Origin of the sequence: Nonomuraea sp. 3-1Str (assembly GCF_031570565.1) — a bacterium.
Classification (GTDB): domain Bacteria; phylum Actinomycetota; class Actinomycetes; order Streptosporangiales; family Streptosporangiaceae; genus Nonomuraea.
In genome coordinates this window covers 146,480-168,594 of the sequence record NZ_JALHBK010000018.1, presented here as the reverse complement: position 1 = coordinate 168,594, position 22,115 = coordinate 146,480, and the positions used below count along the sequence as shown (strand labels likewise).

Sequence of the window (22,115 nt, the reverse complement as noted above, 5' to 3'; positions counted from 1 at the left end):
GGGACCCTGTCGCGCCCCCCACGGCTTGTTTTCGCCCGTGGGGGGCGCCCGCCCGCCGGACCGCCCCGCCCCGGGCCGCCGCCGCCCGGATGAGCTTCACCGCCCTGGCCAGGGAGACCGGGCTCTCGGTCTCGGCCGTGCCCCAGCGGGGGCGCCGCCTGGAGAAGCGCGGCGTCCTGCGCGGCTACACCGCCGTCATCGACCCCGACGCCGTGGGCCTGCCGCTGACCGCGTTCGTGTCGATCAAGCCGATCGACCCCGCCACCCCCTCGTGGCCCGCGCCCCGCGACCGCCGCCCGGTGGACCCGGCGCGGCTGCTGGGCGCCTGGCAGGGGCGGGCCGCCGGGTGCGTGCTCGGCAAGCCGGTGGAGAAGATCCCCCGCGAGGGCGTCAGGGAGATCGCCGAGGCCACCGGCAACTGGCCCATCCGCCACTGGTTCACCGCGCGGGGGCTGCCGGCCGAGGTGGCCGCCCGCTGGCCGTGGAACCGGCGCAGCGCCGTCAACTCGCTCGCCGAGAACATCGACGGCGTCCCGGAGGACGACGACCTCAACTACCCGCTGCTCGCCCTGACCGTCCTGGAGCGTCACGGCCGCGGCTTCACCACCGACGACGTCGCCAAGCTGTGGCTGGACGAGCTGCCCGCGGGCCGCACGTTCACCGCCGAGCGCGTCGCGTACCGCAACCTGCTGTCCGGCGTCGAGCCGCCCGAGACGGCCACGCACCGCAACCCGTTCCGCGAGTGGATCGGCGCGCTCATCCGGACCGACGTGTACGGATGGGTCAACCCGGGCGACCCGGCCACCGCCGCCGAGTACGCCTGGCGCGACGCCCGGCTGACGCACACCGCCAACGGCGTCTACGGCGCGATGTTCGCCGCGGCCCTGTGCGCGCAGTCGCTGGTGGCGACCTCCGTGGAGGAGGTGGTGGCCGCCGGCCTGTCGGTCGTCCCGCCCGGCTCGCGGCTGCACGACGCGGTACGGCGGGCGGCCGAGGACGCGGCGTCCGAGCCCGACTTCGAGCGCGTCCTCGACCGCCTCCACGAGCGGCACGCCGGCCTGCACTGGGTCCACACGATCAACAACGCCGCCCTCGTCGCCGCGGCCCTGATCCACGGCCGGGGCGACTTCACCGCCTCCATCGCCGGGGCCGTCGCCGGCGGCTGGGACACCGATTCGGCCGGCGCGACCGTGGGCTCGGTCGCGGGGGCGCTGAACGGCGGCGTGCCCGAGCGGTGGAGGATGAGGAACAGCCTGGCCAGCAGCCTGACCGGGTTCGACGGAATCGGGCTGGACGAGCTGGCCCGGCGCACGGGGGAGTTGATGACGGCATGATCTCGGTGTTCGGCAGCGCGAACATGGACCTCGTCGCGTACGTGGACCGGGCGCCGAAGCGGGGCGAGACGGTCACCGGCCGCCTGTTCCGCACCGTTCCCGGCGGCAAGGGCGCCAACCAGGCGATCGCCGCCGCCCGCGCGGGCACGGAGGTCGCCTTCCTCGGCGCGGTCGGCGACGACGGGTTCGGCGCGGCGATCCGCGAAACGCTCGCGGTCGCCGGCGTCGACGTCGAGCGCCTGCGCCAGGTGCCGGGCCCGAGCGGCATCGCGCACATCGTGGTGGACGACGACGGCGGCAACTCGATCATCGTGGTGCCCGGCGCCAACGGTCTGGTCACCGCGCCCAGCGAGGAGGAGCGCGCCGTCATCGCCGCCTCCCGCGCCGTGCTGCTCCAGCTCGAACTGCCCATGAAGGCCGTCATCGGCGCGGCCCGGGCCGCCCGCGAGGCGGGCGTGCCGGCCGTCCTCACCCCGGCGCCCGCCCAGCCGCTGCCGGACGAGCTGCTGGACGCGGTCGCGCTCATCGTCCCGAACGAGCACGAGGCCGCGGCCCTTACCGGCACCACCGACCCGGACGACGCCCTGGACCGCCTGCTGGAGCGGGTTCCCGAAGTGGTGATCACGCTCGGCTCGGAGGGCGCCCTGTACGGCTCCCGGGCGGGGGAGCGGCTGCGCGTCCCGGCCGTCCGGGTGGAGGCCGTGGACACCACGGCGGCGGGCGACACGTTCGTCGGCGCGCTCGCCGTGGCCCGGGCGGAGGGCCGGCCGGCCGAGGAGGCGCTGCGCTTCGCGTCGGCGGCGGCGGCGCTGTCGGTGCAGCGGCCGGGCGCGAGCACGTCGATGCCGAGCCGCGCGGAGATCGACGCCGCTCTCTAGACTCCTCCCCCATGATCACGATCACGGGGGAGAGCCGATGAGACGGCGACGGCTGTGGGTGACGGCGGCGGTGGCGGTCGCGCTGGTGCTGGTGGCCACCGGCCTGTACCGGCTGGTCAACTCGCGTACGTACCAGGTCGCCGGCGAGCTGGTGTCGCGGGCCGGCACGACGGAGAAGGTGGTGGCCCTGACCTTCGACGACGGGCCGGACGAGCACGCCGCCGAGGTGCTCGCCGCCCTCGCCGCCGAGCGGGCCCGGGCCACCTTCTACGTCGTCGGCTCGCAGGTGGAGAGGTTCCCGAAGGAAGCGGCGGCGCTCGTCGCGGCGGGGCACGAGCTGGGCAACCACACCTATACGCACCGCCGGATGGTGTTCGTCTCGCCCGGGACCGTGAAGGACGAGGTGGAGCGGACGAACACGCTCATCCGCGCCGCCGGGCAGAAGGGCGAGATCACGTTCCGGCCGCCGACGGGCAAGAAGCTCGTCGTGCTGCCGATGTACCTGGCCGAGCACGGGCAGCGGACCATCATGTGGGACGTCGAGCCCGACTCCGGCAGGACGCCCACGGCGGGCGAGATCGTGGCGGAGGTGCGGGCCCGGACGCGGCCGGGCTCGATCATCCTGCTCCACCCCTGGTACGGGAGCGGGGCGAACACGCGGGCGGCCATCAGGGGCGTGGTGTCGGCCCTGCACGCCGAGGGCTACCGGTTCGTCACGGTCTCGGAGCTGCCGGCGAAGGGGCGGGGGTGATCGGATTCACCCCGCCGCTCGCCACATCAGCGGGGCCGGCGGGGGCAGGTGACCGCTCATGAGCGACAACCACGACGAACATCCTGAGCCCCTGCCCGGCACCGTGACGGGCCTCAACGCGGAGAGCGACGTCGTCGCCGAGCGGTCCGGCGCCGGCACGTCCCGCTCCGGCCGCCCCATCCCCGCCGACCCGCCCGAGGCGCAGGCCGCCTCCGAGGCCGAGGCGGGTGCCGGCGCGGGTGAAGACGCGGGTGAAGAGGCCGCGGCGGAACCGGATGGGGAGGGACGGACCGGCGGCGTCGGAGAGGAGCCGGAGGTGCGCCCCGACGCCGGCCCGACCGGCTGACCATCGCGCCCGGGACGGCCCGGGCCGCCGGACGTCAGGCGGACAGGTGGTGGGCGCACTCGTCCCGGTAGCGCAGCGTCAGCTCCCGCACCCGGCCCGGGTCCGCCAGGACGGCGCGGGAGACCGACGGGACCACCGCGTGCCGTACCGGATGGAACAGCCGGGCCAGGTCGGCGGGTGAGGCCCCGTGCGGGCCGACGCCCGGCGCGAGGATGGGGCCGTTGAGGCGGTCGAGGGGGTGGCCGGCGGAGGGCAGCGTGGCGCCGATCACCACGCCGACCGGGCCGAGCGGCGCCCGGCCCGCGTTGGCCGCCTCGACGCCCGCGTAGACCTGCCCGGCCACCGGCTCCTGGAACCGCGCCGCCTCCGGGCCGGAGGTGCGCGCCAGCACGAAGACGCCCGCGTCGTTGGCGACGGCCGAGGTGATCGCCCCCTCCAGCGCGCCGAACCCGAAGTACGGGCTGAGCGTGACCGCGTCGACCGCGAGCGGGCTGCCGTGGTCGAGGTACGCCTCGGCGTAGGCGGCCATCGTGGCGCCGATGTCACCGCGCTTGGCGTCCAGGACGACCAGCGGGCCGGCCTGCCGCAGGTCGGCGATGACCGACTCCAGCACGGCGACGCCGCGGCTGCCCCACCGCTCGAAGAACGCCGGCTGCGGCTTGACCACCGCCGCGACGTCGCCCACGGCGTCGGCCACGGTCCTGCTGAAGCGCTCCAGCCCCGCCGGCGAGTCGTCCAGGCCCCACGCGTGCAGCAGCCCCGGGCTGGGGTCGATGCCGACGCACAGCGGCCCGTACTTGTCGAGCCTGGCCCGCAGCCTGGTCCCGAACGGCTCATCCATCGCCCAGCCCCCCTCGTGAACGTTCGCAGAGTAATCCCCGCCGGTCGGGCGTGGAAGTTTTCCGACGCCGCCGGTATGGGACGACGGCGGGGACCCCTCTGCTCACATCCAGGCCGTGGACCCGTCCGGGCGGGTCGGCACCTTCCGGTCCCAGCGCACCCAGTCGTCCTCCCGGAGGGCGTCCTCGTCGATCTCGACGCCCCAGCCCGGCCGGTCCGGGCGCAGGTCGAGATGCCCGTCCACCGGCAGGTAGGGATCGGGGCACCACGACACCTCGTCGGGTTTGTACTCCAGGATGGCGAAGTTGGTGGCCGCCGCCGCGAAGTGCACGTTCGCCGCGGTGGCGAGCGGCCCGAGCGGGTTGTGCGGCGCCACGGGGACGTAGTGCGCGTCGGCGATGGCGGCGATCTTCAGGAGCTGCGTCATCCCGCCGACCACGCAGATGTCGGGCTGCACGATGTCGGCTCCCTGCGCCGTCAGCAGCGCGAGGAACTCGTGCGGCGAGTACAGCGACTCGCCCGTCGCCAGCGGCACGGCCAGTTCCGACCTGATCCGCCCCCACGCCGGGAGGTGCTCGGGCCGGATGGGCTCCTCCAGGAAGAGCGGCTGGTGCGGGGCCAGGGCGGCGCCCAGCTCCACGGCCTGGCGGGGCTCCCAGAGGCAGGCGTGCGCGTCGAACGCGAACTCCCACTCCTCCGGGTGCCCGGCCCGTACCCGGCCGAAGTACGCGCCGAGCTCGTTCGCGACCAGCCCGGACCGCACCCGGTTCGGGTCACGGCGGTACGGGCTCAGCTTGAACGCGGTGAACCCGAAGCGCTCGTGCAGCGCCGCGGTCCGCTCCTGGAGCTCGGCCGGGTCGGGCGCCGAGTACAGGCCGGCGTAGACCCGCACCCGGTCGCGTACGGCGCCGCCGAGCAGCCGGTAGACCGGCACGCCCACGGCCTTGGCGGCGATGTCCCACAGCGCGAGGTCGATCGCGGCGATCGCGGCCAGGCCGAGGGCACCCTGCGGGAAGCGGCAGGACTGCAGCAGGAACTGGTTGACCCGGCTCGGGCTCCGCGCGTCCATGCCCTTGACCTGCTCGAACAGGTAGTCGAGTAGCGGCGGGTAGGCCAGGTCGGGCCCGTGGTTGTAGACCTCGGACCAGCCCGTGGTGCCGTCGTCGGCGGTGATCTTCACCAGGATCCGGGGGCGGTCGCCCACCCGCTGGCGGAAGGTCTCCAGTGACGCGATCCTCATATGCGCAGCTCCGTCCCCAGCTCGGGCACGGCCGAGCGCCACGGGCTGATCGACTCGGCCACCTCCGCCGCCACCGCGGCGGTCACCGGATGGCTGGGCGGGCGCACCTCGCGCCGGCACAGCCCCAGCTGGTGCATCGCCTCCTTGACCACGGAGACGTTGTCGGCCGCGCGGTCGCGGGCCCGCAGCTCCTCGAAGTGCCTGATCCGCCGCCATACCCGCGTCGCCGTGTCGTAGTCGCCGTCCCGCAGCGCGGCGAGCATCTCCAGCGACACGGCCGGGGCCACGTTGACCAGCCCGGAGGTGAACGCCCGCGCCCCGGCCTGCCAGTAGGCGGGGGCGTACGACTCCGCCAGGCCGGCGATCCACAGCAGGCCGTCGCCCGCCCGCGCCTTGGTGGTGGCGAACACGACCGGGTCCGGGACCGAGTACTTCAGCCCGACGACGTTCGGGGCCCGCTCCACGAGCCGGGCGATGTCGGCGCCGGACACCGCGGTGGTGCTGAGGTACGGCAGCACCCCGAGGTCAGGGACGGCGGCGGCGATCGCCGCGTTGTACTCGACCCATCCCCGGGCCGACAGGTACGGCAGCACGGGCTGGTGGATCATGATGGCGTCCGCGCCGGCGTCCCGGGCGAAGAGGGCGTCCGAGACGGCGGTCGGCACGTCCAGCCCGACCCCGGCGACGATCGTCGTCGTCGCTTCGCGGGCGGAGACCACGCTGGTGAGAGCGGCGCGGCGCTCGTCGGGGGTCAGCGCGTAGAACTCGCCGGTGTTGCCGTTCGGGGTCAGCGCGGTGATCCCGTTGCCGACCAGGCGGCGGGCCAGCGCCACGGCCCGGTCGTGGTCGATCTCGCCGTCGGCGGCGTAGGGCACCACGGGGATGCCGATGACGGTGCTGAGCCGCTCCTTCAGATCCGCGGTGTTCAGGTCCGCGGTGCTCGGACGGGCGCTCATGACGTGGTCCTCCCGGGAGACGGGGGAGCCGTTCCGGCCGGCTCCGGCGATGGGGTGACGGGCTTGACGCGCACCCAGAACAGGTAGATGGCCGCGCTGACAAGACAGCTCGCCGCGGCCCCGACCAGCGGTCCGACGTAGGAGCCGCTGCCGGCGCTCAGGAACAGGCCGATCGCGATCGGGCTGATCAGGTTGCCGAGCTGGGAGCCGAAGTTCTGGAACCCGGCGATGGAGCCGACGCTGGCCGGGGACGACGCCACCTCGGCCGGGAGGCTCAGGATCGCGGCTCCCGCGAACGAGTGGGCGGCGCTGCTGACGGTGAGCACGACCATCAGCAGGACGTTGCTCTCGATGAACGGGGCGAAGCCGATGCAGGCGCTCAGCGCGAGCCCGGAGACGATCGGGATCTTCCTGGCGGCGTTGGTCGACATCCCCGACGCCAGCATGCGGTCCGAGGCGATGCCGCCGAGCACGGTGGCGCCGATGGCGATGAGCGCCGGGATGGCGCCCACCATGCCGAAGTCCTCTTTGCTGAACCCGCGGTCCTTGAGCAGGTAACTGGGGTACCAGGTGAGGAAGAAGGCCCCGGCGAGCGAGCGGAACACGTACCCGGTCATCAGCGCCCACACCTGGTTGTCGCGCAGCAGCCGGCCCCACGGCACCTTCTCGCTGGAGGCCCCGTCGGCCGTCGAGCCGGCCGTCGCCTCGCCCTGGTCGGAGCGGATGTGGGCCAGCTCCTCGGCCGAGACCCGCGGGTGCTGCTCCGGGTGCCGGTAGACCAGGCGCCAGCCGATGAGCCACGGGATGCCGAGCACCCCGATGACCAGGAACGACAGGCGCCAGCCGCCGAGGACGGCCAGGGCCGTCACCACCGGGACGGACAGGGCGGTGCCGATCTGCTGGCCCATGTCGAACAGGCTCGACGCGAACGCCCGCTCCTTGCGCGGGAACCACTGCGAGACGACCTTCACGTTCGCCGGCTGCACGGGAGCCTCGCCGACGCCGAGGCCGAGCCGGGACACGATGACCCAGCCGAAGCTCTGCGTGAGGGCCATCAGCGCGGTCCAGACCGACCACCAGCCGACGGCCATCGGATAGATCACCCTCGGGCCGAACCGGTCCAGCAGCCAGCCGGACGGGATCTGGAACAGGGCGTAGGTCCAGAAGAACGCCGAGAGCAGGACGCCCTGGACGGCGGGGCTGATCTCGAACTCCTCGGACATGAACGGCATCGCCACGCTGAGCGCCGCGCGATCGAGGTAGGCGATCGTCAGACCGAGGGCCGAGAAGCCGACGATGGTCCACCGCATGCGGCTGCGGGCGGGGGCCGACGGCGCGCGCGTCGGCGTAGAATGGGTCATGGTTGCTCCTCTGACGGGGGTACCAGAGACGCTCCTTGAGGGAGCGTGTGTGTTCTCAGAGACGCGGCCCGGGATCTTGGCGGAGAACGGGCCGCATCTCGCGCTTCATCGGGTGGCCGCTTCCCTCCTCAGGTGCCTGGCCACGAAGCCTTCGATGTGCCGGCGGACCAGTGTGGCCGCGCCGTCGCCGTCGCCCTCGCGCACCTTGGCGAGGATCGCGGCGTGCTCCTCGGCCTCCTCCTCCCATGACGGGCTGCGCGACCACGACGCGGCCGACACCAGCGCGGTCTGGTCCCGGAGCCCGTCCAAGGTGCGGACGAGAAGCGGGTTGCCGCAGCCCGCGTAGAGACCCCGGTGGAAGTCCCGGTTGGCGATGCTGCGCTCGGACGCGTCGGCGGCCTGCGAGGCCCGGTCGAGGGACTGCGCCGCCTCGGAGAAGTCGGCGGCGGCGACGACGCTGCGCCGCACCGCCTCCGGTTCGAGGAGCAGGCGCATGTCGTAGACCTCCAGCGCGTCCTCGTCGCTCAACTGGCGGACCGTGGTGCCGGTGTAGGGACGGATGACGACGAGCCCCGTGCTCTCCAGCGCCTTGAGCGCCTCGCGCACCGGTGTCTTCGAGACGCCGAACTGGCCGGCCAGGTCGCTCTCGACCAGGGGGGTCCCCGGCTTGAACCGGCCGTTGAGTATCGCCGCCTTGATGGTCTCCAGCACGTGTGCCGTACGGGACGGCAACGCGCCGGGACTGAAGACTGGCATCGCCACGAAGACTCCTCCTGGACTGGCGCATCATATGCGATGTATGAGATGCGACTTTAGGACTAATCTGGGCATACGGCAAGGAAACGATGCCGTGACGTGACCGAAACATCTTCCGGCCGCCCGAGGGCCTGTCTTGCCCTCCTCACCTCGGGGTAGATCACCCTGCATGTACGAGATCGCCCGCCGGACGCTGACGCTCGCCACCGAGCCGCCGCACGAGGTCACGGTCACGATCGGCGTGCCCGTGGAAGAGCCCACGGGCGAATGGTCGTGCCCGTACCGGATCGACGGTCTGGCCGGATGGGAGCACGAGCGCAAGGTCACCGGCGTCGACTCGCTGGAGGCGGTGGACCTGGCGCTCGCCATGGTCCGGGCCGCGCTGGCCGGCTCCCACGAGGCCAAGGAGGGGATGCTCACCTGGGAGGAGGAGCCGGACGGCCGCCGGCCGCGGACCGTGTACCTGTCCTGGGACAAGGACCACGACATCGCCTACCTCGCGATGAAGCACGAGATCGTGCCGGGCGAGGCCGTGCGCCAGGAGACGGCCGGCCGGGCCGTGCTCGACTACGGCGCCTCCGGGGAGCTGCTCGGCGTCGAGCTGCTGGACGCGGAGACGCTCCTCCCGCCCGAGCTGCGCCTCTAGACCTCCGCCCGGCCCGGGCGCGCCCCCCGGGCTCAGCCCGTCCGGGACGTGGAGCGAGCGCCGCCGGACAGCAGCCAACGCCAGCGCGGCACCTCGAACGCCACGGTCGCCACGGCCAGCACCGACACGACGACCGCCACCGCCGCCGGCCAGGCCACCCACGACGCCGCCACCGCGGCCACGAGCTGGAGCAGCACCAGCAGGATCGTCACGAACCCCGGCACGGCCACGATCACGCTCCGCTTGTCGCCCGGCGTGGAGAACAACGTCGGCAGCCCGATCAGCACGACCACCGACAGGACGGCCAGCGCGACGGAGTGGGATGCCAGAGCCCACGGGGTGGCGACCCAGGCGATCAGCTCGGTGGCGAAACGCAGCGCGGACCCGGCGGGGTTGTCCCGGCGGAGAGGAACGGACACGCGCGCACCCTACAGCCACGCCGTGCGCGCCCGGTAGGCGCCCGCATGACAAATGTCAGCGTGAACGCAGGACGCACGGCACCAGGGGGCCGCCCGGCGCGCTCCTAGCGTGGAAGGCATGGAACCCCTTTCCTCCACCCCCGCCTTCGCCCTGGACGACGTCGCCAAGCACTACGGCGACGTGCGCGCGGTCGACGGCCTGAGCCTCACGGCCGGCACCGGAGGCGCCATCGCCCTGCTCGGCCCCAACGGGGCCGGCAAGTCCACCACCATCTCCCTGCTGCTCGGCCTGACCCGGCCCACCGCCGGCACGGTCCGCCTGCTCGGCGGGCCGCCGGAGGAGGCCGTCGCCCGCGGCCGGGTCGGCGCCATGCTCCAGCACGGCGAGCTGATGCCCGAGCTGACCGTCGGCGAGCTCGTCGGCTTCGTGCGCAGCCTCTACCCCCGGCCGCTGCCCCTCGGCGAGATCCTCGACCTGGCCGATCTCGGCCCGCTGGTCAGGCGCCGCGCCGGCCGGCTGTCGGGCGGGCAGGCCCAGCGGGTCAGGTTCGCGCTGGCCGTGGCGGGCGCCCCCGACCTGCTGATGCTCGACGAGCCGACCGCCGCGATGGACGTCGAGTCGCGGCTGCGCTTCTGGGACGGCATGCGCGCGTACGCGGCGGACGGCCGAACCGTGCTGTTCGCCACCCACTACCTGGAGGAGGCCGACCAGCACGCCGACCGGGTCCTCGTCATCGCCGGGGGCAGGCTCGCCGCGGACGGCACCACCGCCCAGATCAAGGCCGCGGCGGGCGGCCGGCTCGTCACCTTCCGCCTCGGCGACCAGCCGGCCGCCGGGCTGGAGTCCCTGCCGGGCGTCACCGCGGTGGAGATCCGCGACGGCGTGGCCAGGCTGCGCACCGACGACACCGCCCTCACCACCGCCGCCCTCTACCGCGACACCACGCTGGTGATCCGCGACCTGGAGGTCTCCGGCGGCCACCTCGAAGACGCCTTCCTCGCCCTCACCCGGGAGTCCTGATGCTCGCCTCGTACGTGCGGCTGGAGATGCTGCGCATGGTGCGCAACAAGAAGTTCCTGATCATCGGGATCGGGTTCCCCCTCGTCATCTACCTGCTCAACGCCAACGTCTTCGGCAAGGAGACCACCGGCGACGGCGTCACGCTCAGCGCTTACGTCATGGTCTCCATGGCCGCCTATGGCGCGATCTCCGGGGCGCTGGTCAACACCGCCGGGCCGTGGGCGCAGGAGCGCGCCTCGGGCTGGCTGCCGCAGCTCCGGGTCACGCCGCTGCCCGGCTGGACGATCATCGTGGGCAAGCTGGTGGGCGCGCTGGTGCTGGTCCTGCCCTCGATGCTGCTGGTGTGCCTGGCCGGGGCGCTCACGCAGGGCGTGTCGCTGCCGGCCGGGCAGTGGGCCGCGCTGGTGGGGGCGCTGTGGGCGGGGGCCGTGCCGTTCGTCGCGCTGGGGCTGATCGTGGGCTCGCTGCTGCGGCCCGAAGCCGTCCAGCCCGTCACCCTCGTCACCATGCTGGGGCTGGTGATCGTGGGCGGGCTCTGGTTCCCGGTGAGCACCATGAGTGACACCATGCGCTCCGTCGCCGAGGTGACTCCCGCCTACAGCTACGCCGACATGGGCTGGAAGGTCATCGCCGGCCACGGGGTGCCCATGACGGACGCGCTCACGGTCGCCGGCTGGGCGGCGGCCCTCGGAGTGCTCGCCGTCCTCGCCTACCGGCGAGCTACCGTACGCGGATGAGCCTTTCCGGGCCGCCCGACGGCCTCTCGCCCGTCAGGCGGCTGCTGATGATCTCCGTCGGGCTGGTCTACCTCGTGACCCCCGTCCTGGGGGTGTTGCGGGGGGAGGTCACCGGGGCCCGGGCGGTGTGGGCGTGCGTCGCCCTGATCGTGTTCGTCGGCGGTTACGTCGGGATCGTGCTCAGCCAGCGGACGATCGGCCGCCCGAGCCGCTGGACGTACGCGCTGCTCGGCCTCACCACACTGCTCGCCGTCGCCCTCCCGCCGATCTTCGGCGGAGGGTGGCTCGCACTGCCGGTCTACATGAGCGTGGCCTTCGCCATGGCGCTGCCGAGGCGGCAGGCCGTGGCCGCGGTCGCCGCCATGGGGGTCACGGTCGCCGGGCTCGGCCTGGTCACCGGCACCGACTCGGGCACCCTCGTCCTGCTCCTCTTCCAGGTCGTGACGCTGGCGGTGCTGTTCACCAACGTGCGCAACACCCGGCTGCTGGTGTCCCGGCTGCGGGAGGCGCAGGGCGAGGTGGCCCGGCTCGCGGCCGGCGAGGAGCGGCTGCGCATCGCCCGCGACCTGCACGACCTGCTCGGCCACAGCCTCTCGCTCATCGCGATGAAGGCGGAGCTGGCCGGGCGGCTGGCCGAGGGGTCGCCGGCGGTGTGGCGGGAGGTCCGTGACATCGAGGAGGTGGCCCGCCAGGCGCTGGTCGAGGTGCGGGAGGCCGTCACCGGCTACCGGCGGCGGGGGCTGGCCGAGGCGGTGGACGGCGCCCGCGCCGCGCTGGAGTCGGCGGGCACGGACACATTCGTCCGGCTGTCGGGGACGCCGCTGCCGGCCGCGCTCGACGGGCTGCTCGCGTGGGCGGTCCGCGAAGGGAGCACGAACGTCCTGCGCCACTCGGGGGCCCGGCGCTGCGACATCACCGTGACGTACGACGGGGCGGAGGCCACACTGGAGATCACGGACGACGGGCGCGGCCAGGCGGGGTCCGCGGCCGAGGGGGAGGGGAACGGGCTGGCGGGGCTGGCGGAGCGAGTCGCGGCGGCGGGCGGCACGATGGCGGCGGGCCCGGTGCGCGGCGGCTTCCGCCTCGCCGTCCGCGTCCCGGCGCCGGCGCCCGAGCCGGAGCCCGCGCGGAATCCTGAGCCGGAGCCCGCGCCGAAGCCCGCACCGGAGCCCGCGCCGGAGCCCGCGACTGAGCCGGAGTCCGCGCCGGACGGGAGCGCGGCCGCGATGGCCGTGCCGGGCGAGAGAGAGCCGGAGCAGCCGTGATCAGGATCATTCTGGCCGAGGACCAGGCCATGGTGCGCGGCGCCCTCGTCACGCTGCTCGGCCTGGAGGGCGACATCGAGGTGGTCGGGGAGGCGGCCTCGGGGCCCGAGGCGGTGGCCGTGGCGAGGAAGACGCAGCCGGACGTCGCGCTGCTCGACGTCGAGATGCCCGGCGGCGACGGCATCACCGCCGCCGAGGAGATCCGGCGGCTGCTGCCGGACTGCCGGGTGATGGTCCTGACGACGTTCGGCCGTCCCGGCTACCTGCGCCGGGCGATGGAGGCCGGCGCGGCTGCGTTCCTCGTGAAGGACAGCCCGGCGCGGGAGCTGGCCGCCGCGGTGCGCCGCGTCCGGGCCGGCGAGCGGGTGATCGACCCGGGGCTGGCCGCCGCCGCGCTCAGCGCCGGCCCCAACCCCCTGTCGGCGCGGGAGCGCGACGTGCTCGCCGCCGCGGCCGACGGCTCGACCATCGCCGACATCGCCGCCCGCCTGCACCTGTCGGAAGGCACCGTCCGCAACTACCTGTCCTCGGCCATCGGCAAGACCCGCACCCGCAACCGCGTCGAGGCCGTCCGCCACGCCCAGGCACTGGGCTGGCTGTGAGCTCCGGTCACACCGCGCCGGTCAGCCGGCGGGCCGTTCCTCCAGCTCACCGGTGGCCTCCCACCGGTCCTGCGCGGCCATCACCTCGTCCGCGTGGGTGAAGGCCCACTCGCCCAGCCGCTCGATCGGCTCCAGCAGGCTCCGGCCCAGGCCGGTCAGCTCGTACTCCACGCGGGGCGGCGCCTCGGCGTACGCGTGCCGCACCACCAGGCCGTTGGACTCCAGCCGGCGCAGCGTCTCGGTGAGCACCTTGGGGCTGACGCCGCCGATCGCCGCGCGCAGATCGCCGGGCCGCCGCGGTCCCTGGCGCAACGCCCACACCACCACGGCGCTCCAGGTGTTGGCGATCAGGTCGAAGGCCAGCCTGGCCTGGCAGTCGGCGAGGAACACCGTGGACCCCCTCGATACGCACCGAATGGTGTGCGACGGCCTTCGTACCGTCGTCCCGTCACACCTTTACACGAATGGAGCACAACATGCGGATCGGCATCCTGGGCGCGGGCGGCATAGCCGACGCCCTCGGCACCCAGTGGCATCGCGCGGGTCACGAGGTCATGATCAGTGGCCGCGACCCGGAGAAGACCGCCGCCCTGGCCGCCTGGATGACCGGGGCGGCGAAGGTCCAGGAGCGGGAGGTGCTGGCGGGCACGTTCGCGGAGGCGGCCGCGTTCGGCGACGTCGTGATGGCGGCCGTGCTGGAGGCGGGCCTGACGGACGTGCTCGCGGCGGCGGGTACGGCGCTGCGCGGCAAGCCGCTCATCGACGTGACCAACGTCCATCCGGACGCGTACGACCCCACGCGTCCGATCGCCGGGGCGGCGGCGGATCTCACAGGGGCACATGTTGTGAAGGCGTTCAACCTGGGCCACGTGGACGTGTGGCGCATGACGCCGCCGGTCTTCGACGGCAGGCCGCTGGCCGTGCCGCTGTGCGGGGACGACCCGGCCGCCCTGGAGCTGGTACGGCGGCTGGTCACGGACCTCGGCTGCACGCCGCTGGACGGCGGGGGACTGGCCAGGGCCACCCTCCTGGAGGCCACGGCCGCGTTCGTCATCGGCCTGTGGTTCGCCGGAGCGGACGCCCAGGCCATCCTCACCCCGAAGGAGCACGCCGGCGCGTGAGCCCCGGCATGCCGGAGCCCGTCAGCCGTGACGGGCGAGGTGGTCGGCGTGGCGGATGGGCTCGGGGAGCCGGTAGCGGGGCGACAGGCGCAGCGCCTGCTCCGTGGCAGTCTCCAGCGAGATGCGATGACCGGGGGAGACGTACACCGGCTTGACCCCCTCCCGCGTGCGGACGGCGCGCCCCACCGTCGAGCCGTCCAGCGTGATCGGCGTCCATGCCCCGCGCTCCCGCCCGGGGGCGGCGTGGTCGCCGACGAACGGCGTCTTGCCGACCCCCATCGCCGGCAGGCCGGTCAGCACGCCCAGGTGGCAGGCCAGGCCGAAGCCACGCGGGTGCGCCACCCCGTACCCGTCGCACACCAGCAGCCCGGGCGTGGTCGTCAGGCGTTCGAGGGCCCGCACCAGGGCGGGCAGCTCCCGGAAGGCGAAGAGCCCGGGAACGTACGGGAACCGGGCCTCGTCCTCGACGGTCACCTGCTCCAGCACCGTGAGCGTGGCGGCGTCGAGGACCACCACGGCCGCGCGCACCCGGTCGTCGCCGTAGTAGTGGACGTCCAGGCCCGCCACCGCCGTGAACGTCGTCGGCCCGGTGAGCTCGACGTGCGGGCGCAGCCGGTCCTGGATGGCCTGTGCCTCCTCGGCGGTGGCCGGCCACGGGTGAAGCTGGTTCACGAGCACATGATCAATCTAGCCCGGCGGCGGCCGGCCTCCGCGGCTGGAGGCCGGCCTCGCGGTGCGCCGCTGGTCTACGGCAGGCCGCGCTCGTCGGGCACGCAGTGCGTCATCTTGAGCCCCGTGACGTCCCGGGGGCCGTTCTTGCCGAGCTGCGACAGCCGCTGCCGGTCCTCGTCCGTCAGCGTCTGGCCCGGCAGGGGCTCCAGGTGGCTGACGTCCGCGGGTGTGATCCCGAGGCCCTGGCCGACGCGCAGCCCCAGCTCGTCCTCCGCCAGGAGGAAGTGCCAGACCATGCGCTCCTGGACCGGCCGGGCGCACTGGCCGATGTTCTGGACGAGGTTCTCGACCAGGTCGTCGCGCTCCCACTGGTGCATCAGCAGGTAGCGCTGGCCGGCCTGCGCGTAGTCGTTGGTCCGGGGGATGCGCGCCCGCGTCAGCCGGCCGCTGATGACCGGCCCCTGCTCGGCGGAGACGGGCTTGGGCGCCTCGCCCAGGCCGCCGGTGATGGACGGCTCGTAGTTGACGTGCGGGTTCTCGCCGTCGCCGTCCACGTAGTACGTCATCTGCCCGTCGCGCTGGTTGGTCCGTACCGTGGCGTTCTTGGCCTGGTTGACCGGGAGCTGCAGGTAGTTGGGCCCGACCCGGTAGCGCTGCGTGTCGCTGTAGGAGAACGTCCGCCCGACGAGCATCTTGTCGTCGGAGAAGTCCAGCCCGTCCACCAGCACGCCCGTGCCGAAGGAGATCTGCTCGTTCTCCGCGAAGTTGTTCGCGACGTTGCGGTCGAGCACCAGCCGGCCGACGGGGCGCGGCGGGAAGTCGTTCTCCGGCCACACCTTGGTGTCGTCCAGCGGGTCGAAGTCCAGCTCGGGATGGTCGTCGTCGGACATGATCTGCACGAGCAGCTCCCACTCGGGGTGGTCGCCGCGCTCGATCGCCTCGTGCAGGTCCCTGGTCGCGTGGCCGAGGTCGCCGGCCTGGATGGCCGCCGCGTCCTCGGCGGTCAGGCTCCGCACGCCCTGCTTGGGCATCCAGTGGTACTTGACCAGGACCGTCTCGTTCCGGTCGTTGACCCACTTGTACGTGTTGACCCCGAAGCCCTGCATGAACCGGTACGTCGCGGGGATGCCGCGCGGGCTGAACAGGTTGACCAGCATGTGCATGGACTCCGGCGTCTGCGACATGAAGTCGAAGATGCGGGCCGGCTCCTGGCGGAACGTGACGGGGTCCGGCTTGAGGGCGTGGATCACGTCGGGGAACTTGATGGCGTCCCGGATGAAGAACACCCCGAGGTTGTTGCCGACGAGGTCCCAGTTGCCGTCCTCGGTGTAGAACTTGATCGCGAACCCGCGCGGGTCCCGGGCCGTCTCGGCCGAGTCACGGCCGCCGATGACGGTGGAGAAGCGCAGCGCCACGTCCGTGCGCTTGCCGGCCTCCTGGAACAGCTTCGCCCTCGTGTACCGCGAGATCGGCTCGTCGCCGAGCTTCCCGTACGCCTCGAAGTAGCCGTAGGCCGTCGTGCCGCGCGCGTGCACGACCCGCTCCGGGATGCGCTCCCGGTCGAAGTGACTGATCTTCTCCAGGAAGTGGTAGTTCTCCAGCGTCGCGGGTCCTCGCGCGCCCACCGTGCGCTGATTCTGGTTGTCGTGGACGGGATGTCCCTGCCGGGTGGTCAACATCGGGCGGTCGTCGCCGGTCGTCACGCTCTCGGCTCCTTCCATGTGACTGGCCATGTGTCTGGGTCCTGCTGCGTCCCGGCATACCTATCCCGTAGAAAGGTCACTAACGGTTTGACTCATAGATCTACCGGAACGTCAGCAAGCAACCCGGCTTCGGCGACAAAACGGACAGCCCCTACCATGTCCTGGTGATCGTCGGAGACGTGCTGGGGCTGCTCGGCGTGGGCGTCGCGGCCGGGGTGGTCAGCACCGTGGTGAGTCTCGCCTCGATCGTGTCCTATCCCGCGCTGCTGGCCTTCGGCCTGCCGCCGCTCAGCGCGAACGTCACCAACACCGTGGCCCTGCTGTTCACCGGCCTGGGCGCGGCGGCCGGCTCGCGGCCGGAGCTCGCGGGGCAGGGGAGCCGGGTCCTCAGGCTGGGCTGGATCACCGCGCTCGGCGGCGCGGCCGGCGCGACCCTGCTGCTGCTCACGCCGTCGCGGACGTTCGAGCTGATCGCGCCCTGGCTCATCGCCGCCGCCTCCCTGCTCCTCGTCCGTCCGCCCTCGGCGCGCAAGCACGCCGAGCACGGGATACCGGCGAGGATCGCGCTGTTCGTCGTGGCCATCTACATCGGCTACTTCGGCGCGGCGGGCGGCATCCTCATGTTCGCGGTGCTGTCGGCGATGCTCGACCAGGCGCCGGCCCGGACGAACGCGGTCAAGAACGTGCTGTCCGGGCTGGCCAACACGGTTGCGGCCGTGGGGTTCGCGCTGTTCGGGCCGGTCGACTGGGGGGCGGTGGCGCCGCTGGCGGCGGGATTCCTGCTGGGCGGGTGGCTCGGGCCGAAGATCGCCCGGCGGCTGCCGGGGCACAGCCTGCGCTACCTCGCTGCCGCCTGCGGCCTGGCGGTCGCCGCCAAGCTCGGCTACGACGCGTACGCCTCCTGAGTGCTCCAGGTCACCGCGGAACGCGCCGCCGCGAGAAGGGCGCCGTCGCGAACCGGTAGGCGATCTTGGCGGGTGTCAGCCACCGCACGTGGGCGCCGTTCCTGGCCTGGGTGACCACGCGCTCCGCCAGCCACGGCGCCACGATCTCCACCGGGTCGGCCAGGATCGCGAAGATCCTCGCCGCGCGTTCCCGCTCCTCCTCCGAGTAGCCGTACGTGAGCAGGTCGGTGACGACCATGCCGGGGCTCAGCAGGCCCGCCGAGACCCCCTCGGGGGCCTCCTTGGACAGTGCCCGCGTCAGGTAGGTGACGGCGCGCTTGGTGGCGCCGTACACGCCGAGGCCGGGCACGGTGCGGCCGTCGCCGCCCAGGCCCTCCATGTTCCAGATGTGGCCGCCGCCCCGCGCCGCCATCCCGGCGGCCGCCACGGCGGAGCCGTTCAGCACGCCGAGCAGGTTGACCTCCATCACCCGGCGCGCCTCGTGCGCGGGCAGCCGCCACAGCGGGAGGCGCCGATGGGACACCCCCGCGTTGTTGACCCAGACGTCGACGCGGCCGTGGCGGCGCACGGCCGCCTCCCACAAGTCCTCGACCTGGCCGCGGTCGGCGACATCGGCCACGCGGGCCAGCACGCCCAGCTCGGCGGCGGTCGCGGCCACGCCGTCCGCGTCGGTCCCGCACACCGCCACCCGGTGCCCCAGTGCCACGAGGGACCGGGCGAGACCGTACCCGAGCCCGCGGGTCCCGCCGGTGACCACGATCGACGAAGGTGTCATGCCCGGTGCTCCAGCCTGGCGGCGTGCTCCAGCCTGGCGGCCACGGTCGCCTCGATGCCGCTGGTGAGGAACCGGCCGATGACCTCCCGCTCCTGCGGGCTGAACGCGTCGATCGCCACGGTGAGGTGCCTGCCCAGGGGGGCGAAGAAGCGGCCCGCCAGCTCGACCGCCTGCTCGTGCACGACGACCTCCACCTTGCGGCGGTCGGTGGCGCTGCGCCGCCGCTCGACGTGGCCGGCCTGCTCCAGACGGTCGAGCAGGGCCGTCGTGGCGGGAGCGCTGAGGCTCAGGGCCGCGCCGAGCTCGCCGGGCGCCAGCGGCCGGCCGGCGGCGTGCGCGTCCAGGATCACCACCAGGGCGTTCAGGTCGGTCCGGTGCAGCCGGTGCGCCGTGGCGAAGCCCTCGACGAAGCGGTCGCCCTCCATGTTGAGCCTGCGGATGAGGACCATCAGCTCGTACGCGGTCACGTTGTCCGGCGTCACGACGCTCCTATACGTTTCTATGGTGGAAATATTCTATGACAGAAAGAAACAGCCGGAGGCGGTGAGCCGGTGGGCGGCGCCGGTCGCCGGGGTGGTGGCGAGCGCCGTCCTGACCGGGCTGATCTGGCTGCTGGGCCGGCGGCTGGACGACGTCGCGCTCCTGCCCGACCAGGGCGCGGCCTGGTACTACTGGAAGCTGCCGGAGCCCACCGTCTGGACCAGGCTGTCGGCGTGGGCGGGTTACGCGGCCCACCAGATCGCGTTCTGGTGGATGATCTACTACGCCCAGACCCGGGTCCGCCGCCACGTCACCGGGCTGCACCCGATCAACGTCGTCGCGCTGGCCGTCAACGCCGGCTTCGTCGCCCTGCACGTCCTGCAGACCCACCTGTTCTATGACGGCCTGGCCCAGGACGTGTCGATCTTCAGCTCCCAGGGCTCCGTCATCCTCCTGCTGGTCGTCGTGCTCGTCATGGAGAACCGGCGGCGCGGGATGTTCCTCGGCCGGCCCGCGCCCATCGGCCGGGAGGTCGTGGACCTCGCCCGCCGCTACCACGGCTACCTGTTCAGCTGGGCGGCCGTCTACACCTTCTGGTACCACCCGGCCGAGTCCACCACCGGCCACCTCATCGGCTTCTTCTACATGTTCCTCCTGCTGGTGCAGGGCAGCCTGTTCCTCACCCGGGCGCACACCGGCCGCTGGTGGACGCTGACGCTGGAGCTGACGGTCGTGGTCCACGGCACCCTGGTCGCCCTCATGACGTCCGGCCCGGACGGGATGTGGCCGATGTTCCTGTTCGGCTTCCTCGGCGTCTTCGTGATCACGCAGATGCACGGCCTGGGACTGTCGCGCCCGGTCCGCGGGCTGCTGGCCGCCTGCTACGGCGGCTCTCTCCTGGCCGTGTACGCCGTCCGCGGCGACCTCTGGGGCGCCGCCGGTGAGGCGGTCAGGATTCCGGCCATCGAGTACGCGCTGGCCGGGATCCTGGCCCTGCTGACCTGGGCGGGGCTGCGAGCCGCCCGGCGGGTCCGCGGGCGGCCGCGCCGGGCCGGGGTCAGGTGACGAGCTTGGCGAAGCGGGTGGCGACCTCGCGCCAGAGGGGCGTGGAGACCGGCTCGTCGGCCACCGCCCCCGCGTACACCTCGTCGGGGTCGAACCCGGCCACCTCCCACGTCCGGATCCGCTCCGGCAGCACCTCGGGATGGAACTGCACGCCCCACGCCGCCTCGCCCACCCGGAACGCCTGGTACGGGCAGCGGGCCGTCTCGGCCAGCCACACCGCGCCCGGCGGCAGGGCCGTGATCGCGTCCACGTGGTGCTCGATCGCGGGCACCACCTCCGGCAGGTCGCGGAACAGCGGGTCGGCCGCCGTCTCCGGCCGCAGCGTGACCGGGACGCTGCCGTTCTCCGGCGCCCCCGCGTCGCCGGTCACCTCTCCGCCCGCCACCTCGGCGAGCATCTGCCCGCCCAGGCAGATGCCGAAGAACGGCACCCGGCCGGCCAGCGCCTGCCGCACCAGCCCCCGCGTGGGCGCCAGCCAGGGGGCGCGGTCGTCCTCGCCGGGCAGGTAGCCGCCGCCCATCATGAGCATCGCGTCGTGGCGGAGCGTCTCGGGCACGGGCTCGCCGTCGTAGGCGTGGACGACGTCCAGCCGCAGCCCCATGTCCTCCAGCCAGCCGCCGAACCGGCCGGGGCCGCCGCTCCTGCTGTTCTGCACGATCAGGACGTCACGCATGGCGGGTCACCGGCCTCCTGTGGGCGTCGGGGGAGAGCGGCGCCGGCCTCCGGCGCGCGTCGTGGGCGCGGGTCACGGCAGTCCCGCGGCGGTCGCGGTGTGGCGCAGCAGCAGGGCGGTGGTCACCGGGCCGACGCCGCCGGGCACCGGGGTCAGCGCGCCGGCCCTGCCGATGACCGCGGCGAAGTCGACGTCGCCGGTCAGGCCGCCGTCGGCCGTCGGGTTGGTGCCGACGTCGATCACGACCGCGCCGGGCGCCACGTGCTCCGCGCCGATCAGCCCGGCCCGGCCCACGGCCGCGACCAGCACCTCGGCGGTGGAGGTGACCGCGGCCAGGTCGCGGGTGCGCGAGTGGCAGACGGTCACGGTGGCGTGCCGGTCGAGCAGCAGGTGCGCCAGCGGCTTGCCCACGACGGTGGACCGGCCCACCACGACGGCCCGGGCGCCCCGCAGCTCGACGCCGTGCCGGTCGAGCAGCGCCATCACCGCGGCGGCCGTGGCCGGCGCGAACGCGGGCAGCCCGGCCGCCAGCCGGCCGAGCGACAGCGGGTTGGCTCCGTCGACGTCCTTGGCCGGGTCGATCGCGCCGGCCAGCTCCTGCGCCGACGCGCCCTCGGGCAGCGGGGTCTGCAGCATGACGCCGTGGACCGACGGGTCGGCGCTGAGCCGTTCGAGCGTGGCGCGGATGCCCTCCACCGGGGCGGCGGCGCCGAGGTCCACGATGTCGCAGGCGACGCCCACCCCGGCGGCGGCCTTGGCGATGGAGCGCACGTACCACAGGGACGCCTCGTCGGCGGTGGCCACCACGACCGCCAGCCTCGGCGCGGTCCCGGCGGCCCGCACGAGCCCGGCGACCTCCTCGCGGAGGGCGGCGGCGAGCTCCCGGCCGCGCAGCTCCACGCCGTTCGCGGGGGTCCCGGTCATCGGGCGAGGCCCTCGCGCACGGCCGCCGTGACCCGCTCGGCCCGGGCGACGGCGTCGTCCACACCCGCCAGGCGTGCGCGCAGCCCGTCCAGCACCGGTTCGTCCTTGATACCGCCCATGTTGACCTCGACGTTGACGCGGGCCGTGGTGAGCGCGGCCCGCGCGGCCTCGGCCGCCGCGGCCACGTCGGTGACCACGTTGGGGTTGCCGATCGGCAGCAGCGTCTCGCACAGCTCCACCAGCCGCGCGGCCGTCTCGGCGACCCGGGCGGGCGGCTCGGCCGCGCCGGCGAGGGCGGCGGCGATGGCCGCGCTCCGCTCCTCGCCCTTGGGCAGCTTGTACGCCTCCGTCACCGCCGTGAACGCCGCCGCGTCCTCGGCGGCCAGGCCCAGGGCCCGCTCGCGCAGGGCGTCGGTCTCGGCCGTCACCGCGGCCACGGTCGCCGCGTGTCCGGCGTAGCGGTCGCCGGTGCTGTAACGGGCGACCATGCCCAGCAGCGCCGCGGCCTGGGCCGCGTGCAGGGCCGCGGTCGCGCCACCGCCCGGCGCGGGCTCGCGGGCGGCCAGCCGTTCGAGGAAGTCGCCGATCTTCATGTCGCGCATGGCGGCATTCTGCCAGCCCGCCGCATCCGGGCTCGCGCCCGGC

The 22,115-nt window shown here is 73.8% G+C and carries 26 protein-coding genes and 1 pseudogene; 13 read left to right on the top strand and 14 right to left on the bottom strand.

The window, feature by feature from the left end:
* Positions 1 to 89 precede the first annotated feature (89 nt).
* The 5 genes and pseudogenes from MTP10_RS26860 to MTP10_RS26840 form a co-directional block, all read left to right on the top strand.
* Positions 90 to 287 (top strand): annotated as a pseudogene (locus MTP10_RS26860) (Lrp/AsnC family transcriptional regulator); the annotation flags it as partial.
* Positions 288 to 299: 12 nt separating this feature from the next.
* Entirely contained in the window at positions 300 to 1,334 is a 1,035-nt protein-coding gene (locus MTP10_RS26855; RefSeq protein ID WP_310712465.1) for an ADP-ribosylglycohydrolase family protein, read from the top strand.
* Positions 1,331 to 2,212 (top strand): ribokinase, encoded by an 882-nt coding sequence (rbsK, locus tag MTP10_RS26850; protein ID WP_310712455.1) that lies wholly within the window; start codon positions 1,331 to 1,333, stop codon positions 2,210 to 2,212. Before MTP10_RS26855 ends, rbsK begins: the two co-directional genes overlap by 4 nt.
* A gap of 37 nt (positions 2,213 to 2,249) precedes the next feature.
* Entirely contained in the window at positions 2,250 to 2,963 is a 714-nt protein-coding gene (locus MTP10_RS26845) for a polysaccharide deacetylase family protein (protein ID WP_310712454.1), read from the top strand.
* Positions 2,964 to 3,021: 58 nt separating this feature from the next.
* Positions 3,022 to 3,309, top strand: a complete 288-nt coding sequence (locus tag MTP10_RS26840) for a hypothetical protein (RefSeq protein WP_310712453.1) — start codon at positions 3,022 to 3,024, stop codon at positions 3,307 to 3,309.
* A 34-nt stretch (positions 3,310 to 3,343) separates the two neighbouring features.
* Here MTP10_RS26840 and pyrF read toward each other — a convergent pair whose 3' ends face one another.
* From pyrF to MTP10_RS26815, 5 genes are all read right to left on the bottom strand, one after another.
* On the bottom strand, positions 3,344 to 4,150 hold the full coding sequence (pyrF, locus tag MTP10_RS26835) for an orotidine-5'-phosphate decarboxylase (RefSeq protein WP_310712452.1): 807 nt from the start codon (positions 4,148 to 4,150) through the stop codon (positions 3,344 to 3,346).
* A gap of 102 nt (positions 4,151 to 4,252) precedes the next feature.
* The gene (locus MTP10_RS26830) at positions 4,253 to 5,389 is read right to left on the bottom strand and encodes a mandelate racemase/muconate lactonizing enzyme family protein (RefSeq protein WP_310712451.1); all 1,137 of its coding nucleotides are present in this window, start codon (positions 5,387 to 5,389) and stop codon (positions 4,253 to 4,255) included.
* Positions 5,386 to 6,345, bottom strand: coding sequence for a dihydrodipicolinate synthase family protein (locus tag MTP10_RS26825; RefSeq protein ID WP_310712450.1), 960 nt, complete (start codon positions 6,343 to 6,345; stop codon positions 5,386 to 5,388). The genes MTP10_RS26830 and MTP10_RS26825 overlap by 4 nt, the downstream gene beginning before the upstream one ends.
* Entirely contained in the window at positions 6,342 to 7,706 is a 1,365-nt protein-coding gene (locus MTP10_RS26820) for an MFS transporter (RefSeq protein WP_310712449.1), read from the bottom strand. Before MTP10_RS26820 ends, MTP10_RS26825 begins: the two co-directional genes overlap by 4 nt.
* A gap of 105 nt (positions 7,707 to 7,811) precedes the next feature.
* The gene (locus MTP10_RS26815; protein ID WP_310712464.1) at positions 7,812 to 8,462 is read right to left on the bottom strand and encodes a GntR family transcriptional regulator; all 651 of its coding nucleotides are present in this window, start codon (positions 8,460 to 8,462) and stop codon (positions 7,812 to 7,814) included.
* 169 nt (positions 8,463 to 8,631) lie between these two features.
* On the opposite strand from MTP10_RS26815, the gene MTP10_RS26810 reads away from it, so the two are divergent.
* Positions 8,632 to 9,108, top strand: coding sequence for a DUF2283 domain-containing protein (locus MTP10_RS26810; protein ID WP_310712448.1), 477 nt, complete (start codon positions 8,632 to 8,634; stop codon positions 9,106 to 9,108).
* Positions 9,109 to 9,140: 32 nt separating this feature from the next.
* Here the strand turns inward: MTP10_RS26810 and MTP10_RS26805 are convergent, their stop codons facing one another.
* Complete coding sequence (locus tag MTP10_RS26805) at positions 9,141 to 9,527, bottom strand: hypothetical protein (protein ID WP_310712447.1); 387 nt, start codon at positions 9,525 to 9,527, stop codon at positions 9,141 to 9,143.
* Between the two features lie 118 nt (positions 9,528 to 9,645).
* Between MTP10_RS26805 and MTP10_RS26800 the strand changes: the two genes are divergently transcribed.
* Genes MTP10_RS26800 through MTP10_RS26785 form a run of 4 tightly spaced genes read left to right on the top strand, consistent with a single transcriptional unit; the run spans position 9,646 to position 13,152 of the window.
* Positions 9,646 to 10,548 (top strand): ABC transporter ATP-binding protein, encoded by a 903-nt coding sequence (locus MTP10_RS26800; protein ID WP_310712446.1) that lies wholly within the window; start codon positions 9,646 to 9,648, stop codon positions 10,546 to 10,548.
* The gene (locus tag MTP10_RS26795) at positions 10,548 to 11,285 is read left to right on the top strand and encodes an ABC transporter permease (RefSeq protein ID WP_310712445.1); all 738 of its coding nucleotides are present in this window, start codon (positions 10,548 to 10,550) and stop codon (positions 11,283 to 11,285) included. Before MTP10_RS26800 ends, MTP10_RS26795 begins: the two co-directional genes overlap by 1 nt.
* Complete coding sequence (locus MTP10_RS26790) at positions 11,282 to 12,550, top strand: histidine kinase (RefSeq protein ID WP_310712444.1); 1,269 nt, start codon at positions 11,282 to 11,284, stop codon at positions 12,548 to 12,550. The genes MTP10_RS26795 and MTP10_RS26790 overlap by 4 nt, the downstream gene beginning before the upstream one ends.
* Positions 12,547 to 13,152, top strand: coding sequence for a response regulator transcription factor (locus tag MTP10_RS26785; protein ID WP_310712443.1), 606 nt, complete (start codon positions 12,547 to 12,549; stop codon positions 13,150 to 13,152). Before MTP10_RS26790 ends, MTP10_RS26785 begins: the two co-directional genes overlap by 4 nt.
* Positions 13,153 to 13,173: 21 nt before the next feature.
* Here MTP10_RS26785 and MTP10_RS26780 read toward each other — a convergent pair whose 3' ends face one another.
* Entirely contained in the window at positions 13,174 to 13,542 is a 369-nt protein-coding gene (locus MTP10_RS26780) for a helix-turn-helix domain-containing protein (RefSeq protein ID WP_310712442.1), read from the bottom strand.
* An 86-nt stretch (positions 13,543 to 13,628) separates the two neighbouring features.
* Here MTP10_RS26780 and MTP10_RS26775 point away from each other — a divergent pair, with 86 nt between their 5' ends.
* Positions 13,629 to 14,273, top strand: coding sequence for an NAD(P)-binding domain-containing protein (locus MTP10_RS26775; RefSeq protein ID WP_310712441.1), 645 nt, complete (start codon positions 13,629 to 13,631; stop codon positions 14,271 to 14,273).
* Between the two features lie 21 nt (positions 14,274 to 14,294).
* Here the strand turns inward: MTP10_RS26775 and MTP10_RS26770 are convergent, their stop codons facing one another.
* Together MTP10_RS26770 and MTP10_RS26765 are read right to left on the bottom strand one after the other, a co-directional pair.
* Positions 14,295 to 14,951, bottom strand: a complete 657-nt coding sequence (locus MTP10_RS26770) for an endonuclease V (protein ID WP_310712440.1) — start codon at positions 14,949 to 14,951, stop codon at positions 14,295 to 14,297.
* A gap of 68 nt (positions 14,952 to 15,019) precedes the next feature.
* Positions 15,020 to 16,624, bottom strand: coding sequence for a catalase (locus MTP10_RS26765; RefSeq protein ID WP_310712463.1), 1,605 nt, complete (start codon positions 16,622 to 16,624; stop codon positions 15,020 to 15,022).
* A gap of 188 nt (positions 16,625 to 16,812) precedes the next feature.
* Between MTP10_RS26765 and MTP10_RS26760 the strand changes: the two genes are divergently transcribed.
* Positions 16,813 to 17,553, top strand: coding sequence for a sulfite exporter TauE/SafE family protein (locus MTP10_RS26760; RefSeq protein WP_310712439.1), 741 nt, complete (start codon positions 16,813 to 16,815; stop codon positions 17,551 to 17,553).
* A gap of 10 nt (positions 17,554 to 17,563) precedes the next feature.
* On the opposite strand, the gene MTP10_RS26755 is transcribed toward MTP10_RS26760, so the two are convergent.
* Entirely contained in the window at positions 17,564 to 18,328 is a 765-nt protein-coding gene (locus MTP10_RS26755) for an SDR family oxidoreductase (protein ID WP_310712438.1), read from the bottom strand.
* Positions 18,325 to 18,810 carry a MarR family transcriptional regulator gene (locus MTP10_RS26750; protein WP_310712437.1) on the bottom strand — a complete coding sequence of 162 codons (486 nt, stop codon included), beginning with the start codon at positions 18,808 to 18,810 and terminating at the stop codon, positions 18,325 to 18,327. Before MTP10_RS26750 ends, MTP10_RS26755 begins: the two co-directional genes overlap by 4 nt.
* 61 nt (positions 18,811 to 18,871) lie before the next feature.
* On the opposite strand from MTP10_RS26750, the gene MTP10_RS26745 reads away from it, so the two are divergent.
* A complete protein-coding gene (locus MTP10_RS26745) occupies positions 18,872 to 19,873 on the top strand; it encodes a hypothetical protein (protein ID WP_310712436.1) in 1,002 nt (333 codons plus the stop codon).
* Here the strand turns inward: MTP10_RS26745 and MTP10_RS26740 are convergent.
* From MTP10_RS26740 to MTP10_RS26730, 3 genes are all read right to left on the bottom strand, one after another.
* Entirely contained in the window at positions 19,866 to 20,546 is a 681-nt protein-coding gene (locus MTP10_RS26740) for a type 1 glutamine amidotransferase (protein ID WP_310712435.1), read from the bottom strand. The genes MTP10_RS26745 and MTP10_RS26740 overlap by 8 nt on opposite strands.
* Positions 20,547 to 20,618: 72 nt before the next feature.
* Entirely contained in the window at positions 20,619 to 21,470 is an 852-nt protein-coding gene (locus MTP10_RS26735; protein ID WP_310712434.1) for a bifunctional 5,10-methylenetetrahydrofolate dehydrogenase/5,10-methenyltetrahydrofolate cyclohydrolase, read from the bottom strand.
* Positions 21,467 to 22,072, bottom strand: coding sequence for a cyclodeaminase/cyclohydrolase family protein (locus MTP10_RS26730; protein ID WP_310712433.1), 606 nt, complete (start codon positions 22,070 to 22,072; stop codon positions 21,467 to 21,469). Before MTP10_RS26730 ends, MTP10_RS26735 begins: the two co-directional genes overlap by 4 nt.
* Between the last annotated feature and the right edge of the window lie 43 nt (positions 22,073 to 22,115).